Below are 15499 nucleotides of genomic sequence, written 5' to 3'. Positions count from 1 at the left end.
GCGAACCTCAGCCGACGGCACAGTCGATCATGGCGGCGCCGCTGTCGTCAGCGCGCCAGCGCGCGGCGGATGAATTGCGTCCGGGCCGAGGACGCGGCCTGCGCCACGGCCGCGGTCGGGACGTTGTCGAAGCCGTGGAAGCCGCCGCCCCACATGTGCAGGTCGACACTCACCCCGGCCTGGCTCAGGTTCGTCGCGTAGTCGACCGCCTCGTCGCGGAAGCCTTCCGCAGAGCCGACGTCGATGAACGTGCGGGGCAGGCCGGACAGGTCTTTCGCGCGCGCGGGCGCCGCGTAGTACGAGACGTCCTCGGTGCCGCGCCGCTCGCCGAGCAGGGCGGTCCAGCCGTACAGATTGCCGTTGCGGTCCCAGGTCCCGTCGTCGTCGAGCATGGTCGAGCTGTGGGTCTCGAACCGGTCGTCGAGCATCGGGCAGACCAGCACCTGGTGGGTCACCCGGGGGTAGCCCTTGTCACGGGCCATCAGCGTGGCGCCGGCGGCCAGCCCGCCACCGGCGCTGGTGCCGGTCACGACGATGTGCGACGGGTCGATGCGCAAGCGCTCGGCGTTGTCGGCACACCAGCGCAGGCCGTCGTAGCAGTCGGTGACCGGCACGGGATCGGGGAATTCGGGCGCCAGCCGGTATTCGATCGAGGCCAGGACGGCGCGGCCCTCCGCCACATGCTCGAGGTGGTCGCCCAGGCTCAGATGACGCCCGCCGGCGACCATCCCGCCGCCGTGCACGTAATAGATCAGCGGCCACGGGCCCTGTCCCTCGGTGGGACTGAGCACGGTCACGGCGAGTTCGGTCTCGCCGGTCGTGATCGTCAGCTCCTCCACCCGGACCCGGCCACCCGCGGTGAGATCGACGGGATCTTGCCCCGGTATCGCCCCCTTGGTGATCGACCGCATCAGCTCGAGGGTGTCGTCGCTGAGCGCCGGGGTGGCGGATCGGATCGCGGTGAGGCCGGGGATCAATTCGGGATCGTAGGGCGGCCGCACCGTGGTAGGTCCGAACGAGAATGGGTTCTGAGTCATGAACGCCTCCTTCGGCATTCAGTGAACCGGTTCTGTGTGGTACGCCACAGCCGCCAAGGCGGCGCAGCTCCCGTCCCGATCACCGACAAACGGCGGTCCGCGTCGCGGTTCAGCGGTCGCGTGGCCGCGCGCCGTCGAGGACGAGACGGACGAGGTCCTGGCGCCGCTCGGCAGGCAGGCCGCTGGGCGGGTGGGCGGCTCGCAGCATCAGCGCGCCGGTGATGGTCTCGGCGACGACGGTGGCATCGATGTCGCCCCGGACCTCACCGCGGGTGACGGCGTCGCGCAGCGCGTCCTCGATCGCCGCGAGACAGCGATCGATCGAGTCCCGTTTGAAAGCGGCGTACATGTCCGGGTACTCGGCGATCTCCGCCGTACAGCGCTGCAGGATGGTCAGTCGCGGCTCGACGAACACGGCCGCGATCTGGTCGAGCAGGACCGTCAGGTCGCCGCTGATCGTTCCGGTGTGCGGCGGCACCAGCCCGGCCGCCAGCGTCGACATCGCCGCCAGGATGAGGTCCTCGCGCTGGGGCCAGCGCGCGTAGATGCTGCGCTTGGCGGCGCGGGCGCGGGCGGCCACCGCCGTGATGCTGAACTCCGCGATGCCCTTGTCGGCCAGTTCCTCGACCGCGGCGTCGAGTACGCGCTCGTCGACGGTGGTGTCGCGAGGACGGCCGCGCGGCCGGGGCGATGTCATCACGGCAGTATAGGCAGCAAATATGTCACGGGGGGCGTTGCATAAATACGGGCCCTGAAATACCCTTGGCCGTATGACAATTCACAAATTCTCGGTCGCCACCGCGGACGGGGAACAGCGTTCGCTCGACGACTACAACGGCCGCGTGGTGCTCATCGTCAATGTGGCAAGCAAGTGTGGCTTCACGCCGCAATACGAAGGATTGGAAGCGCTGTACAAGGACAGCCGGGAGCGCGGGCTGGAGATCCTCGGATTCCCGTGCAACCAATTCGGTGGCCAGGAACCGGGGGCCGACGCCGAGATCCAGGAATTCTGCTCCACGAGTTACGGCGTCACCTTCCCGGTGTTCGGCAAGGTCGACGTGAACGGTCCCGAGGCGGACCCGCTGTTCACCTATCTCCGCGCGGAAGCACCGGGCGATTTCGGCCCCTCCGCCGGTCCGCTGTACACGCATATCGAGGCCACCCGCCCGGAAGCGCTCGGCACCGATGAAGTGAAATGGAACTTCACGAAATTCCTCGTCGGTCGCGACGGCGCGGTGATCCGCCGATACGAATCGACCGTGACGCCGGAACAGATCAAATCCGATATCGCGGGACTCCTGAACTGACAGCGCGGGTCGAGGCCCATCGTGTGCGCCTCGACCCGCACCGCGTTTCGCGTCAGGCCGTGACGGGATTGTTCCCCGCGGCCGCCATCTGTCCCGCCGGGTCGGCCCCGTGGCGGCCGTCGAATTCCGTGAACGCCTGCTCGACCTCGCGATGTACCTCCGCCACGACCGCGCCCCATTCGCGATGGGTCACGATCATGAACTGCCTGGCTTGCATCGCCTCGACGACCTGCGCGCCGACTCGGTCGGGATCGGCGCCCCGGGCGATCATCGCGCCGCTGTGCGCGAGCACGGCGGGGTCGGGCTCGTGACCGAGCCCGGTTTCGGCCGCCGCGGCGGTTTCGACCAGGTTGGTGGCCACCGTGCCGGGACACAGCACCGAGACATCGACGTCGGTGTCGCGCAGTTCCTCGCGCAACACCATCGAGAAACCGACACTGGCGAATTTCGAGGTGGTATAGGCCCCGACATTCGCCATCGGCATCAGGCCCGCCATGGACGCGGTATTGACGATATGCGCGCGCCCACCGCGTCCGGTGAAACGCGGAAGAAAGGTCGTGACGCCGATGAACTGTGCCTCGACATTGATCCGCTGGATCCAGCGGAAGATGTCGAGCGGAGTTCGTGCGATCGTGCCGAAAGCGTTGACGCCGGCGTTGTTGCACAGGATCGAGATCGGTCCGAGTGTTTCCTCCGCGGCATCCACGGCAGCTTGCCACGCCTCGGCGTCGCCGATATCGAGCTGCACCGTGGTGACCACGCCGCCGGCGCTGGTCAGCTCCTCGGCGGCGTGGGCGAGTCGCGCTGCGTCGATATCGGCGAGCGCGACTTTCGCACCCGCCGCGACGAGGGCTCGGGCGATGCCGAGCCCTATCCCGGACGCACCACCCGTGATGAAAGCCGCTGCGCCTGCGGGCCATACCGTCCCGTGTTCCTGATTCGGCAGAATCTGAGTCATGGGATTCAGTCAATCCGCCGGCGAGAACGGCTCGTAGCCACCGAACGTCGCGATTGTCGCGGGAATATCCGCCAGATGGCGGTGCCGGCTTTCCCGTCTCGGTTGTTGCACAGGGGAGACGGGAAAGCCGGGTGCGATCAGTGGTTGGGGTTGGCGGCGTGGACGGCCGCGCGGTCCAGGCGCGGCACGGGCGGCGGGCTCATGTCCTCGAGCCGGGAGACGCCGGGCACGTCGCCGAAGTCGGGGCCGAGGATTTCGGTCATCGCCTTGGCGAAGGTGCTGTCCATGAACATCCGTTCGCCGAGGATGCGATTGCCCGAGAAGACGATCACCGCAATGTACCGGCCGGTTTTGCGTCCCTCGTCGGTGTCGAAATACACGTACGCCTCACGACACAGCGTGTTCTCGCTGATCGCGTGGACCCGCTTGTCGGCCCAGATGTTTCGCTTCTCGCCGCCGGGCAGCATGCGCTGATACGTTTCGCGGACCGCCGCCCGGCCTTCGATATGCCAGCCGAGCGTCGGCAGCTCGTAGATGGGGTTCTCCACCAGGGTCTCCATGGTGGCATCGAGATCGAGCTCGAACTCGGCCGCCTCGTGCACGGCGAGCAGCGCTTCCATCTCCGGCAGCGTGAACTTTTCCATCGTGTGTTTCCTTTCCACTGAACTCGCCACCGAACGGGAACCCCGGTCGGTCCGCGAGGATTGCGTCACCGACTGCGGCCGCCGGCTCGGCGGCGTGTTCAGTAGGTACGCATGTGCTGGCCGTCCGCGATGCGTCGGCACGTCAAGTCTAGATTGATCTATCTAATCTCGAGGGTGATTCGCGCTTTCTCGCTTCGTCAACGGTGCGACGGCGAGAAGACGCGGTCTGGTAGTGCCTGTCCTTCGATCCTGCGCCGCGGGACGCCGGGCTCGGTCCCGCCGATGACCCGGAGTTCCGGATCGATTCGCCGCCGACTGGCGGGTTGCCGCCGCCGATCGCCCGCCGGCCCGCCAACTGGCGGATGTTTCGGGCGGTGTTCACGTCGTTTGGTGGCTACGACCGTGCTCGACCCGGGGATTGAATGGTCGGCATGACCTACACCACCCCGTTCACCGGCACCCCCGTCCGGCCTCCGTTCGACGCCGAGCTGGTCGCTCCGCTGCAGGCCTTTCGCTCCCTGGTGCCCTGGCTGAGCACCGACACGCTGGACGCGGTCCGCGAACTGTCGACCACCGGCCTGCCCGGTCAGCCCATGCCCGACTTCACCGCGGGCGGCGCGGTCCGGGTCGACGAGCACACGGTTCCCGGACCCGACGGCGAGCTGGAGCTGGCCGTGCTCACGCCGACCACCGGGACCGGTCCGTGGCCGGTGCTCTACTACATCCACGGCGGCGGTGTCGTCGCGGGCAACCGGTACAGCGCGCTCGCCGAGATGCTGCCCTACGTCGCCGAGGGCAAAGCGGTCGTGGCGTCGATCGAATACCGGCTGGCCCCCGAGCATCCCTACCCGGTACCGGTCGAGGACTGCTATGCGGGCCTACGCTGGGTCGCCCAGCACGCGGAGGAGCTGGACGTCGATGCCGAGCACATGATCGCGATCGGGTTCAGCGGTGGCGGCAACCTCGCCGCGGGTGTCGCCTTGCTGGCCCGCGATCGCGGTTTTCCCGCGCTGTCGCACCAGATCCTGGGGTGCCCGATGCTCGACGACCGATTGCAGACCCACAGCGCGCAGATGCTCGACGGCGAAGGCGCGTGGGATCGCAACGAGAACCTGTGGGCCTGGACCGCGCTGCTCGGCGACCGCCGCGGCACCGACGATGTCAGTCCCTACGCGGCACCAGCGCGCGCCACGGATCTGGCCGGTCTGCCCCGCACGTTCATCGATGTCGGCTCGGCCGAGGGCTTCCGCGACGAGGCCGTCGACTACGCCCAGCGGCTGTCCCAGGCCGGTGTCAGCGTCGACCTGCATGTCTGGGGCGGTGGATTCCACGGATTCGACATCGGGATACGCCAGCCCGCGCTGTCGCAGGCCTCGCTCGCCGCGCGCGACGAATTCATCCGTCGTGCGCTGGAACGCTGAGCGGGCCGGATCGTGGGACCACATTCATCGATGACCGACGACGCGACACCGGCGGTGTACGCACCGTCCGAAGCCTTTGCCGCGCAAGCGAATGCCGACGCGACGCTCTACGACCGGGCGGCGGCTGATCGGCTCGGCTTCTGGGCCGAGCAGGCCCGGCGCCTGGACTGGGCGACCGAGTTCACCGACGTCCTGGACTGGTCGGGCGCGCCGTTCGCGCGGTGGTTCGCCGACGGGACCCTGAACGTGTCGGTCAACTGCCTCGACCGGCACGTCGCCGCCGGGAAGGGCGAGCGGGTGGCGATCCACTGGGTCGGCGAACCCGGCGACTCCCGTGACCTGACCTATCGGCAGTTGCTCGCCGAGGTGAGCCGGGCCGCCAACTACTTCACCTCGATCGGCCTGACCGCCGGTGACCGGGTGGCGATCTACCTGCCGATGGTGCCCGAGGCGATCGTCTCGATGCTGGCCTGCGCCCGGCTCGGGCTGACCCACTCGGTGGTGTTCGCCGGTTTCTCGGCCGGGGCGTTGCGCTCCCGGATCGACGATGCCGGGGCCAAACTCGTCATCACCACCGACGGGCAACACCGACGTGGCCACCCGGTCGCGTTGAAAGCCAACGTCGATACCGCTCTCGGCAGCGGATCCGACGCGGCTCCCTCGGTCGAGCGGGTGCTCGTCGTGCGGCGGACCGGACACGATCCGGCGCTGCCCTGGGTCGAGGGCCGTGATGTCTGGTGGGACGAGACCGTCGGGATCGCGGACGACATCCACGAGCCCGCGGCGTTCGCCGCCGAGCACCCGCTGTTCCTGCTCTACACCTCGGGAACGACCGGGCAGCCCAAGGGCATCGTGCATTCCTCCGGCGGCTATCTGACCCAGGCCGCCTACACCTTCCACTACGTGTTCGACCACAAAGCGGGCAGCGATGTCTTCTGGTGCGGGGCGGACATCGGCTGGATCACCGGGCACTCCTATCTCGTGTACGGGCCGCTGGCCAACGGCGCCACCACGGTGCTCTACGAGGGCACGCCCAACACCCCGGACGAGCACCGGCACTTCGAGATCATCGAAAAGTACGGTGTCACCACCTATTACATCGCGCCGACCTTGATCCGCACCTTCATGAAGTGGGGCCGCGAGATCCCGGACGGGCACGATCTGGGTTCGCTGCGGCTGCTCGGCTCGGTCGGCGAACCGATCAATCCCGAAGCCTGGCGGTGGTTCCACGAGGTCATCGGCGGAGGCCGCTGCCCGATCGTCGACACCTGGTGGCAGACCGAGACAGGGGCCGTGATGATCTCGCCGCTGCCGGGTGTCACGACGGCCATACCGGGCGCGGCCATGGCGGCCCTGCCCGGTATCGGCGCCGCGGTGGTCGACGACAACGGCGACCCGGTGGCCCCCGGCGAGGCCGGCTATCTGGTCCTCGACCAGCCGTGGCCGTCGATGCTGCGCGGCATCTGGGGTGACGACGAGCGGTATCGCGACACCTACTGGTCACGGTTCGCCGATCGGGGTTGGTACTTCGCCGGTGACGGTGCGCGCTACGACGACGCGGGCGCCCTGCACGTGCTGGGCCGCATCGACGACGTCATGAACGTCTCCGGACACCGGATCTCCACCGCCGAGGTCGAATCCGCGCTGGTGAGTCACCCGGCGGTCGCCGAGGCCGCGGTCGTCGGGACCGCCGACGACACCACCGGGCAGGCGATCGTGGCCTTCGTCGTTGTGCGCACCGGCTTCGAGGACGCCGGGGAACGCCTGGTCAGCGAACTGCGTACGCAAGTGGCACTGGAGATCTCACCGATCGCCAAGCCGCGCGAGATCACCGTCGTGCCGGAGTTGCCCAAGACCCGATCCGGCAAGATCATGCGCCGTCTGCTCCGGGACGTCGCCGAAGGCAGGGAACTCGGCGATACGTCCACCCTGGTCGACCCGGCGGTCTTCGACGCCATCCAGCGCGCTTCCGCGTCCGGGGTGTCGCCGGTGCGGTAATCGGTTTCCGGACACGGTGCGGAGAGGAGAACACCATGGTGTGGCCCGCAGGAGAAACGGCGTTCGTCACCGGCGCGGCATCCGGCGTCGGTCTCGGCGTCGCCAAGGCGCTCGTCGCCCTGGGCGCCCGAGTCGCGCTCGCCGACGACCCCGGCTCGTCGCTCGCCGATGCCGCCGGCCGGCTGGCCGCCGGCGGGGGTGCGGTCACCGCCGTCGACCTCGACGTGACCGATCCACGGCAGTGGGCCGCCGCCGTGGATCGGGCCGAAGCGGCGCTCGGTCCGATCTCGATCCTGTGCAACGCCGCCGGGGTCAGCGCGGGCGGACCGGTCGATCGAACCTCGCTGGCGAGGTGGCAGCGGGTGCACCGGGTCACTATCGATGCCCAGTTCATCGGTGTCTCGACCCTGCTGCCGCGGTTCAAGCGCCGCGGTGGCCGTGCGCACATCACCACCATCGCCTCCATGGCCGGGCTCGTGCCGATGAGCCGGGTCGGCGCGGACGCCTCCGCCCATTTCGCCAGCGTCGGATTCTCCATGGTGTTGCGCGACGAACTGCGTGGCACCGATATCGGGGTGTCCCTGTTGTGCGCGAGCCCGCCGACGGCGCCGGGCGACGAGCCGGGGGAGTGGATCGGTGCGCGGCGCGTGCCGGTGATCGATCCCGATCGCGTCGGTGAGCTGGTGGTCGAGGCGATGCGGGACCGGCGGTTCCTGATCGTCACGCGCCGGGAGTGGGCGCCGCTGGTCGCCCGTGTCCACGACGAGGTCGAGCGCGCGTTCGCGTTCAGTGAGTTCGACGGCAGGCACGGGCCGGATCCGGCGCCGTGGATGCTGCGCGAAGGGACGTACCCGGCCTCCGCTTAGTGACGGTCTCGTCATCGTCGCTGGTCCACGCGATGAACCGAGCGATAGCAGACTGTTGCCGATGCCCAAACCAAACTGTTTGGTGCGGTGTATACTGTGACCGTGGCCACTACTTCCGCAACCCTCGACACCACCCGCGATCGCATCGTCACCGCGGCGACCGACGAGTTCGCCGAGTACGGCGTGGCGGGTGCTCGCATCGAGCGGATCGCGCGCCGGGCACAGACCAGCAAGGAGCGCCTGTACGCCTACTTCCGGAGCAAGCAGGAGCTCTACCGGTTCGTCGCGGAGCGCGAGCTGGCCACGATGACGCGTGCCGCCGCCCTGGACGCGACCGACCTGCCCGGCTACGCCGGTCAGCTGCACGACTACTTCACCGAGCATCCCCAACGGCTGCGGCTGATGCACTGGGGTCGCCTCGACGTCACGGGCGACGGCGTGTCCGGTGAGCTGTTCCAGGGCGTGGTGCGGCGCGATGTGGAGGAACTGCGACGAGCGCAAGCCGCCGGGCAGCTGGATCCCGCGTGGGATCCGATCGACATCCTGGTGCTCGTCAACGAGATCGCCATCGCCTGGGCGTGGCAACCGAACCTCGCCGGCTTGGCCGGCCTGGGTCCCGGGCACGTCCGGGACGCGTCGCCGGCGGCACGCCGCGCGGCGATAGTCGCCGCGGTGGCGCGGCTGTTTCCCGCGACGCACGGCGCGTCGACGGGGGACGGGGCGGCCGACGGCGTCAACCCGGGGGGCACTCAACGAGGAGATTGTTCGTGCGGGAATGGATAGTCAAGCTCAGCGCCATCGATGGTGGCGCGGCCGCGGCGCTGCGGGTGATCGAGCATTTCGACACGCTGGTCGATCAGCGGTCCTCGGCGCTGGCCATGGTGCGGGCCGCCGCGGCACTGGCCGACTGCCCGGTGGGGCTCGCCGACCCTGAGCGCGGCGTGCGCGTCGGCGTCGACGCGACCGGTCGCGCCCTGCCGGATCTCGACATCGCGCCCGCCACCCGGCAGGTCGCCCAATTCGAAGGCACCACCGTCTGGCTGGACCGCGACGGCCCGCCGCGGCCACTGGACGATCTGATCCTGGAACGGTTCGGCCGCAGCCTGCACGCGGTCAAGAAGAGCCGCGATACCGCCCCGGCGGTGACCGCGACGCGCCTCGCCTGCGATCCCGGTGTCGCGCCCGCCACCCGCGAGAGCTCCGTGCGCCGGCTGGGCCTCGGGTCGACCGTGACCGTCGTGGCCACCCACGTGGCCGACGCGCAGTCCATGCCACCGGGTCTGGTCGTCGACGACTACCAGATCCATCTGTTCCCCGCGCCTTTGCCCGCGAACGCCCTCCCCGCCGGAATCGCCGCCGGGACCGTCACCTGCGCGGCGGCCGAGGTCTGCGCGCGGTGGCAGCACGCCTGCACCGCGCTGCGCATCGCGGTCGACATCGCCACCGGCGAGCCCACCCACGTGCGCTACGAGTCGCTGGGCAGCATCGCCACCATCGTGGAGATCGTCGACGCCGATACCGCCGCCCGCGCGCCCGACGTCCAGCGGGTGGGGGAGTTGCAGGCCCAACGGCCGTGGGTCGTCTCGACGCTGGAGACGGTGCTCGCGCACAGCAGTATTCGCGAGGCCGCGCGCAGGCAGAACCTGCACCACTCGACCATGCGTCAGCGGATCGACTGGCTGGAGCGGCAACTGGGCTACACCCTGCTCAGCCACGACGGCTACGCGCGCGCGAGCACCACCCTGACGCTGTGGCGGATCACGATGGCGGTCGAGCAGTCTCGGGTGGTGACGCGGTCCGTGGTCGGTGCCGTTCGGTGAAACCCGCCGACACCGCGTCCGGGCGGCGGTCCCTGCGCGCCGATGCCGCCCGCAACCTGGCGCGGATCCTCCAGGCCGCCCGCGTCCTGTTCGCCGCGCGCGGCCTCACGGTGACCCTCGACGAAGTGGCCGAGGCCGCCGGGGTCGGTGTCGGCACCGTCTACCGGCGCTTCGCGAACAAGCAGGAGCTGATGGGCGCGGTGCTCACCCGGGCTGTCACCGAGATGGCCGAGGCGACCGAGGCCGCCGCGGCCGATCCCGACACCTGGCGTGGCCTGTCCGGCCTCTTCGAGTGGTACTGCGAGCAGCTGGCGACCGATCGCGGCCTCGGCGAAGTGATGCTCGAATTTCCGGATGTCACAGAGCGTTTCGTCGCGGTGCGCGAGCGGATCGAGCCGGTGGTGCTGCGATTGATCGACAGGGCCGTCGCCGAGGGCGTGGTGCGGCCCGGATTCGCCGCCTCCGATCTCTTCGCCATGGTCACCATGGTCGCTGCGGTGGCGAGATTCGCCGCGCCGGTGAATCCCGAACTCTGGCGGCGCTATTCGGGCATCCTCCTGGACGGCGTGCGCGCCGACGGCGCCGCCCGGCCGCCGCTGGCCGTCGCGCCCATGGACGTCGACGACGTGTACAGCGCGAAGTCCGCGGTGTTCACCGGCCACCGGTCGCGGCCCTGCTGAACGTCCCCGGGGCGGGAAGTCGCCGTCGGGGGACACCGCGGCATCGATGCCGCCGACCTGGCGAAACGGCTCGGGGCCCACCATCGAGCGATGGTGGGCCCCGAGCCGTGGGTGGTGCCGGTGGGCGATCCGGCGATCACAGTCGCACGATCGTCCGGCCTCTGATCTTGCCGGCGAGAATGTCGGCGGTGAGCGCGGGGATGTCGTCCAGGCCGACTTCGTGCGCGATGCTCTCCGACAGGTTCTTGGGCTTGAGGTCGGTGCCGAGGCGCAGCCACACCGCGGCGCGCACGTCCTCCGGGCACTGGACGGAGTCGATCCCGAGCAGGTTGACCCCGCGCAGAATGAACGGCGCGACAGTGGAACTCAGCGCGATGCCGCCGGTCATCCCGCAGTTCGCCACCGAACCGCCGTAGCTGGTGGTGCGCAGCAGATACGCGAGGGTGTCGCCGCCCACCGGATCGATGCCGGCGGCCCAGAGTTCGGCGTCCAGCGGCGCGCCCGCGGCGGAGACCTCGTCGCGACCGAGGATCTGCGTGGCGCCGAGGTCGCGCAGATAGTCGTGTTCCTCGGTCTTGCCCGTGCTGGCCGACACGTCGTACCCGAGGCCGGCGAGCATGTTCACCGCGGTGCTGCCGACGCCGCCGGTGGCACCCGTCACCAGCACCCGGCCCTTCGCCGGGGTCAGCCCGTTGTCCTCGAGCCGCTGAATCGCCAGGCCCGCCGTGAAACCCGCCGTGCCCAGCGCCATCGCCTCCTTCACCGTGAGGCCGGGCGGCAGCGGCTCCACCCAATCGCCGGACACCCGCGCGTATTCCGCGAACCCGCCGAAATGCGACATGCCCAGGGCGCGGCCGATGGCGAGGACTTCCTGACCGGCGGTGAATCGCGGGTCGCTCGATTCGACCACGGTGCCGGCGAGGTCGATGCCCGGCACCATCGGGTACGAGCCGACCACCGGACTCTCCGGGAGGCAGGCCAGACCGTCCTTGTAGTTGATGCTCGAATACCGCACGCGGATGGTGACATCGCCCGCGGGCAGGTCGTCGAGGGCCAGGTGCTGCACCCCGGCGCTGAACCCGGCGGCGTTCTTTTCGACGACAAAGGCTTGGAAGGACTCAGACATGACGTTCTCCTGGTGTGCGCAAGGCGCTGTCTCCTGACTGGCTCGGCCACGGTAAGCCGGTGGCCCGATGCACTAGATAGATTGATCTAGAACGAGCTTAGGTGGCGGGTGGTTGTGCGTCAACACGACCGGCTACCTGCCGGTGAGGTGCGAGTAGAAGGTGCGTACCGACGGGGCAAGCACCTTGCGGACATCCGGCGACAGCTCGCCGAAGACCTCGACGACGAGGCCCCCGCCGAGTTCGGCCAGCGAGCCGACCGTGGCACCGACATTCCCCAGGTGGACCAGGACGGCGGCGGAGTTCGTGTACTTCTCCTCGACCACGCATCTGGTTCCGTCCTCGCTCAGGAACCAGTCGTACCGAAGGGTCCCCGCTTCGTCCCGGGCCGCCGCCGCGGCTTCCTCGGCGCGTTTCGTGAACTCGTCCAGGTTCGCCGCGGCGATCTCGGGAAAGGTGGCAACGATCTGGATCTCACCCATGGTGGGCACCCTCTTCTCTCTCTGTGAATAAACCGATCTATTCGGAGCGTAGGCAACCCGCTCCGGTGGCGTCAATGTCGGTCGATCGCCCTTCTACCTGCGCAGGTGGCCTGCCTCCACCGCCGTTTGTCGGCGATGACGACCACAGCGGACACGCAATGGCGGGTGTGGCGCACGTCGCGGGGCGGATTCACTGGGGTCAGGTGGATGATGCCGCGGCCCCGGGGTTGCGGTGTCATGCCATCGGCGCTGGGCTCCGTTGTCCGAGCTCGGGTTTCGTCGGTTGTCGAGGGTTGACGAGGTGTGAGAAGGGACATACGCTGAGGCGACTAGATCAATCTATCGCCTACTGATCAGCGCGGCGCCCGCGGCTACACCCGGTGCCCCTGGCGTTCCGGATGTGAAATCGGTGGGCTCGACGTCGCTGGAGGCGAATATGGGAATCAATCGTGTCGGCCATGTGGTGCTGAAGATGCGCGACCTGGACGTGGCCAAGGAGTTCTATGCCGGGATTCTCGGCATGAAGATCTCGTCGGAATCGCCGATCGCGGTCTTCTTCCGCTTCTCCGATTACCACCACGACATCGGGGTGTTCAAGGTGAGCGACGAGGCCGAGCTGCCGAAGGAAGACCAGGCCGGACTGCTGCATTTCGCGCTCGTCGTGGACAGCCAGGAGGAACTGGTGCGGATGCACCGGTACCTGCAGGACAAGGGCGTCACCATCGAGGCCACCTTCGATCACGGCATGACGCGGAGTCTCTACATCTACGACCCCGATCACAACGCCATCGAAATCTATTGCGAGGTGCCGGAATACGACTGGCGCACGAACGACGACTTCGTCGGCTACCTGAAGCCGCTCGAGATCGAGACCCTCACTTCCTAGCTCACTTCCGACGAACCCAGAGGTTGCAATGAAGCTTCTCGCACACGACGTCGACAGCCACGAGATGATCCCGGGCCACCTGCTCAGCGATGTGCTGGGCCAGCCCGGCCGGATCATGGGCAAGATTCTCGAGGTCACCGACCAGTTGCGTCCGGACCCGACCCCGACCAATATGCACCAGCCGAGCATCCAGGGCGATGTCCGGCCGATCGATCCCGACGACATCTGGCAGATCAAGGGCCCCTCGGCGCCGAGCGCGGTCGATCTCGGCCGACGGGTCGAGGTGCTGGACGTGATGGGAATCGAACGCCAGCTGGTGTTTCCGACTCTCGCGATCGCGGCCATGATGGTCGGCGGCATGGACGACCTCGGATTCGAGCAGCGATTCGGTGGGGACGTCTCGATGCTCGAGGGGCTGACGCGGCCGGAATTCGCCAGCAGCTACCTGCGCGCCTACAACGACTGGGTGATGAGCGATCCGGTCCAGGCGGGTGGCCGGATCCGGATGGTCGGGATCGTCCCCACCAGCCGTGACCTGAACGAAATGCTCGACACGGCGAAGAAATTGATCGAGTCCGGGGTCCGCGCGGTCTACGTGCAGGCCGACGAGCCGCCGGGCGGGGTCTCGCCCGCGCACTCCTCGCTCGACCCGTTCTGGGGATTGTTCGAGGCGGCCGATATTCCGGTGACGCTCCACATCGGGACCGAGTTCGCGTTCCTGGACCCGCGGTGGGCACTCGCCGAGACCTTCCAGGATCTGTTCCAGTCGCCGGAGATCCCGAACAACACCATCCAGATGTTCTCGACGATCCACATGGCGATCGACAACTACCTGTCCACCATGGTGCTGGGCGGGGTGTTCGAACGGTTCCCCCGGCTGCGCGTCGGTCTGCTCGAAGTCGGTGCGCACTGGGTCGCCCCGGCCGCGCGGCGGATGGACATGTACGTGGACGTGTTCCCCGGCGCGGCCGCCGCGAAATTCTCGCTGAAGCCGTCGGAGTACATCGCCAGGAACGTGCGGGTCTCGCCCTTCAATTTCGAGCCCGTCGACCGGTATTTCCAGGACGACCCGTTCTTCGCCGACGTCTATTGCTATTCGACCGACTATCCGCATGTCGAAGGCACCAAGGACTCGATGAACCGGATGCTCGCCAAGCTCGAGCCGCTGGGCGAGGAGATCACGACGAAGTTCTTCCGGACCAACGCCGAGTGGCTGCTGCCCTGACCTCGGCGCACCGGCGGCACCCGGTCGGGTGCCGCCGGTGAACCCTCTCGAAATCGCTGTACCGCCACCCGGTCTCGTACCGGCCGAACACATCCAGAGGTCGCGATGAAGCACCGTGCGCACGAGACGTCCCCACTCCCTCTCGGGCCCCTCGGCATCTGGTCCTATCAGCTCGACGTGCAGCCGATGGCCCGTGCCGGGGAGGCGGTCGCCGAACTCGAGGAACTGGGCATCGGCGCGCTGTGGGTGCCCGAAGCGGTGGCGCGTGAGCCGTTCGCCAATGCCGCGCTGCTCCTGTCGGCGGCCACCCGGATGACCGTGGCCACCGGTGTCGCGAGCCTGCACGCCCGGACCGCGATGACGATGAACGCGGGCTGGCGGACGCTGAGCGAGGCCTTTCCCGGCCGGTTCCTGCTGGGCATCGGGGTGAGTCATCAGCCGATGGTGGACGGCGCTCATCGAGGCAGCTACGGCAGCAAGCCGTACAGCACGATGGTCGACTACCTCGACCGGATGGACGAGGGCGCCTTCTGGGGCGCGGCCGCACCGGTCGCGCCCCGGCGGGTGCTGGCCGCGCTCGGACCGCGCATGCTGCGCCTGGCCGCCGAGCGTGGGATGGGCGCGCACACCTACTTCGTCCCCGTCGAGCACACCGCCGCCGCCCGCGAGACGCTCGGGCCCGCCGCGCTGCTCGCACCGGCCCAGACCGTCGTGTTCGAGACCGACCCCGCCGTGGCGCGGCACGCCGCGCGCGGCTTCATGAGCCGGTACCTGGCCTTGCCCAACTACACCAACAACCTCCGGCGGCTGGGCTGGGGCGATGACGACCTGGGCGGCGGCGGAAGCGACCGGCTCGTCGACGCGATCGTCGCCTGGGGCTCGCTCGACCGGATCGCGGCACGGATGCAGGCCCACCTCGACGCCGGCGCCGACCACGTCTGCGTGCAGGTCCACACCCCCGATGTGCGGGTCCTGCCCGTCGACCGGTGGCGCGACCTGGCCTCGATCGTTCCCGCGCTCCGCACCCGCTCCGTTCCCTGACTTCCCTTGC

General features: G+C 68.8%; 16 protein-coding genes. 10 read left to right on the top strand and 6 right to left on the bottom strand.

Annotated elements, in window-relative coordinates:
- Positions 1-47 precede the first annotated feature (47 nt).
- Positions 48-1037, bottom strand: a complete 990-nt coding sequence (locus ACFYWJ_RS26400; protein ID WP_355279559.1) for an alpha/beta hydrolase — start codon at positions 1035-1037, stop codon at positions 48-50.
- Between the two features lie 109 nt (positions 1038-1146).
- Entirely contained in the window at positions 1147-1734 is a 588-nt protein-coding gene (locus ACFYWJ_RS26395) for a TetR-like C-terminal domain-containing protein (RefSeq protein ID WP_355279558.1), read from the bottom strand.
- A 73-nt stretch (positions 1735-1807) separates the two neighbouring features.
- Between ACFYWJ_RS26395 and ACFYWJ_RS26390 the strand changes: the two genes are divergently transcribed.
- The gene (locus ACFYWJ_RS26390) at positions 1808-2344 is read left to right on the top strand and encodes a glutathione peroxidase (RefSeq protein ID WP_355279553.1); all 537 of its coding nucleotides are present in this window, start codon (positions 1808-1810) and stop codon (positions 2342-2344) included.
- Positions 2345-2396: 52 nt separating this feature from the next.
- Here ACFYWJ_RS26390 and ACFYWJ_RS26385 read toward each other — a convergent pair whose 3' ends face one another.
- Positions 2397-3302 carry an SDR family oxidoreductase gene (locus ACFYWJ_RS26385; protein WP_355279550.1) on the bottom strand — a complete coding sequence of 302 codons (906 nt, stop codon included), beginning with the start codon at positions 3300-3302 and terminating at the stop codon, positions 2397-2399.
- Between the two features lie 137 nt (positions 3303-3439).
- Positions 3440-3946: a hypothetical protein gene (locus ACFYWJ_RS26380; RefSeq protein WP_355279547.1), complete on the bottom strand. Its 507-nt coding sequence runs from the start codon at positions 3944-3946 to the stop codon at positions 3440-3442.
- Between the two features lie 431 nt (positions 3947-4377).
- Here ACFYWJ_RS26380 and ACFYWJ_RS26375 point away from each other — a divergent pair, with 431 nt between their 5' ends.
- The 6 genes from ACFYWJ_RS26375 (at position 4378) to ACFYWJ_RS26350 (ending at position 10731) form a co-directional block, all read left to right on the top strand.
- Positions 4378-5367: an alpha/beta hydrolase gene (locus ACFYWJ_RS26375; protein ID WP_355279545.1), complete on the top strand. Its 990-nt coding sequence runs from the start codon at positions 4378-4380 to the stop codon at positions 5365-5367.
- Positions 5368-5397: 30 nt separating this feature from the next.
- Positions 5398-7365, top strand: coding sequence for an acetate--CoA ligase (gene acs / locus ACFYWJ_RS26370; protein ID WP_355279542.1), 1968 nt, complete (start codon positions 5398-5400; stop codon positions 7363-7365).
- Between the two features lie 35 nt (positions 7366-7400).
- Positions 7401-8231 carry an SDR family oxidoreductase gene (locus ACFYWJ_RS26365; protein ID WP_355279539.1) on the top strand — a complete coding sequence of 277 codons (831 nt, stop codon included), beginning with the start codon at positions 7401-7403 and terminating at the stop codon, positions 8229-8231.
- 102 nt (positions 8232-8333) lie between these two features.
- Positions 8334-9014, top strand: coding sequence for a TetR family transcriptional regulator (locus ACFYWJ_RS26360; protein ID WP_355279537.1), 681 nt, complete (start codon positions 8334-8336; stop codon positions 9012-9014).
- On the top strand, positions 8999-10051 hold the full coding sequence (locus ACFYWJ_RS26355) for a helix-turn-helix domain-containing protein (RefSeq protein WP_355279535.1): 1053 nt from the start codon (positions 8999-9001) through the stop codon (positions 10049-10051). The genes ACFYWJ_RS26360 and ACFYWJ_RS26355 overlap by 16 nt, the downstream gene beginning before the upstream one ends.
- On the top strand, positions 10048-10731 hold the full coding sequence (locus ACFYWJ_RS26350; protein ID WP_355279533.1) for a helix-turn-helix domain-containing protein: 684 nt from the start codon (positions 10048-10050) through the stop codon (positions 10729-10731). Before ACFYWJ_RS26355 ends, ACFYWJ_RS26350 begins: the two co-directional genes overlap by 4 nt.
- A 136-nt stretch (positions 10732-10867) precedes the next feature.
- On the opposite strand, the gene ACFYWJ_RS26345 is transcribed toward ACFYWJ_RS26350, so the two are convergent.
- Both ACFYWJ_RS26345 and ACFYWJ_RS26340 read right to left on the bottom strand, forming a co-directional pair.
- Positions 10868-11857, bottom strand: coding sequence for an acryloyl-CoA reductase (locus ACFYWJ_RS26345; RefSeq protein ID WP_355279531.1), 990 nt, complete (start codon positions 11855-11857; stop codon positions 10868-10870).
- A 132-nt stretch (positions 11858-11989) separates the two neighbouring features.
- On the bottom strand, positions 11990-12337 hold the full coding sequence (locus ACFYWJ_RS26340; RefSeq protein WP_355279529.1) for an antibiotic biosynthesis monooxygenase: 348 nt from the start codon (positions 12335-12337) through the stop codon (positions 11990-11992).
- A gap of 436 nt (positions 12338-12773) precedes the next feature.
- Between ACFYWJ_RS26340 and ACFYWJ_RS26335 the strand changes: the two genes are divergently transcribed.
- From ACFYWJ_RS26335 to ACFYWJ_RS26325, 3 genes are all read left to right on the top strand, one after another.
- Positions 12774-13223, top strand: coding sequence for a VOC family protein (locus tag ACFYWJ_RS26335; RefSeq protein ID WP_355279526.1), 450 nt, complete (start codon positions 12774-12776; stop codon positions 13221-13223).
- A 28-nt stretch (positions 13224-13251) separates the two neighbouring features.
- A complete protein-coding gene (locus tag ACFYWJ_RS26330) occupies positions 13252-14448 on the top strand; it encodes an amidohydrolase family protein (protein ID WP_355279524.1) in 1197 nt (398 codons plus the stop codon).
- Positions 14449-14553: 105 nt separating this feature from the next.
- Positions 14554-15489, top strand: coding sequence for a TIGR03620 family F420-dependent LLM class oxidoreductase (locus ACFYWJ_RS26325; protein ID WP_355279521.1), 936 nt, complete (start codon positions 14554-14556; stop codon positions 15487-15489).
- The last annotated feature ends 10 nt before the right edge of the window (positions 15490-15499 follow it).

The sequence above is a fragment of the Nocardia sp. NPDC003269 genome, from assembly GCF_042888005.1.
Lineage (GTDB): Bacteria > Actinomycetota > Actinomycetes > Mycobacteriales > Mycobacteriaceae > Nocardia.
Note: the sequence above shows the minus strand (reverse complement) of the source record. Positions and strands in the feature narration are given on the sequence as shown.

Excerpts from the sequence above, each read along its gene's own strand:
- ACFYWJ_RS26395 (WP_355279558.1), bottom strand. The coding sequence starts at position 1,734 with ATGACATCGCCCCGGCCGCGCGGCCGTCCTCGCGACACCACCGTCGAC.
- ACFYWJ_RS26385 (WP_355279550.1), bottom strand. The coding sequence starts at position 3,302 with ATGACTCAGATTCTGCCGAATCAGGAACACGGGACGGTATGGCCCGCA.
- ACFYWJ_RS26380 (WP_355279547.1), bottom strand. The coding sequence starts at position 3,946 with ATGGAAAAGTTCACGCTGCCGGAGATGGAAGCGCTGCTCGCCGTGCAC.
- ACFYWJ_RS26345 (WP_355279531.1), bottom strand. The coding sequence starts at position 11,857 with ATGTCTGAGTCCTTCCAAGCCTTTGTCGTCGAAAAGAACGCCGCCGGG.
- ACFYWJ_RS26400 (WP_355279559.1), bottom strand. The coding sequence starts at position 1,037 with ATGACTCAGAACCCATTCTCGTTCGGACCTACCACGGTGCGGCCGCCC.
- ACFYWJ_RS26390 (WP_355279553.1), top strand. The coding sequence starts at position 1,808 with ATGACAATTCACAAATTCTCGGTCGCCACCGCGGACGGGGAACAGCGT.
- ACFYWJ_RS26335 (WP_355279526.1), top strand. The coding sequence starts at position 12,774 with ATGGGAATCAATCGTGTCGGCCATGTGGTGCTGAAGATGCGCGACCTG.
- ACFYWJ_RS26365 (WP_355279539.1), top strand. The coding sequence starts at position 7,401 with ATGGTGTGGCCCGCAGGAGAAACGGCGTTCGTCACCGGCGCGGCATCC.
- acs (WP_355279542.1), top strand. The coding sequence starts at position 5,398 with ATGACCGACGACGCGACACCGGCGGTGTACGCACCGTCCGAAGCCTTT.
- ACFYWJ_RS26325 (WP_355279521.1), top strand. The coding sequence starts at position 14,554 with ATGAAGCACCGTGCGCACGAGACGTCCCCACTCCCTCTCGGGCCCCTC.
- ACFYWJ_RS26330 (WP_355279524.1), top strand. The coding sequence starts at position 13,252 with ATGAAGCTTCTCGCACACGACGTCGACAGCCACGAGATGATCCCGGGC.
- ACFYWJ_RS26375 (WP_355279545.1), top strand. The coding sequence starts at position 4,378 with ATGACCTACACCACCCCGTTCACCGGCACCCCCGTCCGGCCTCCGTTC.
- ACFYWJ_RS26340 (WP_355279529.1), bottom strand. The coding sequence starts at position 12,337 with ATGGGTGAGATCCAGATCGTTGCCACCTTTCCCGAGATCGCCGCGGCG.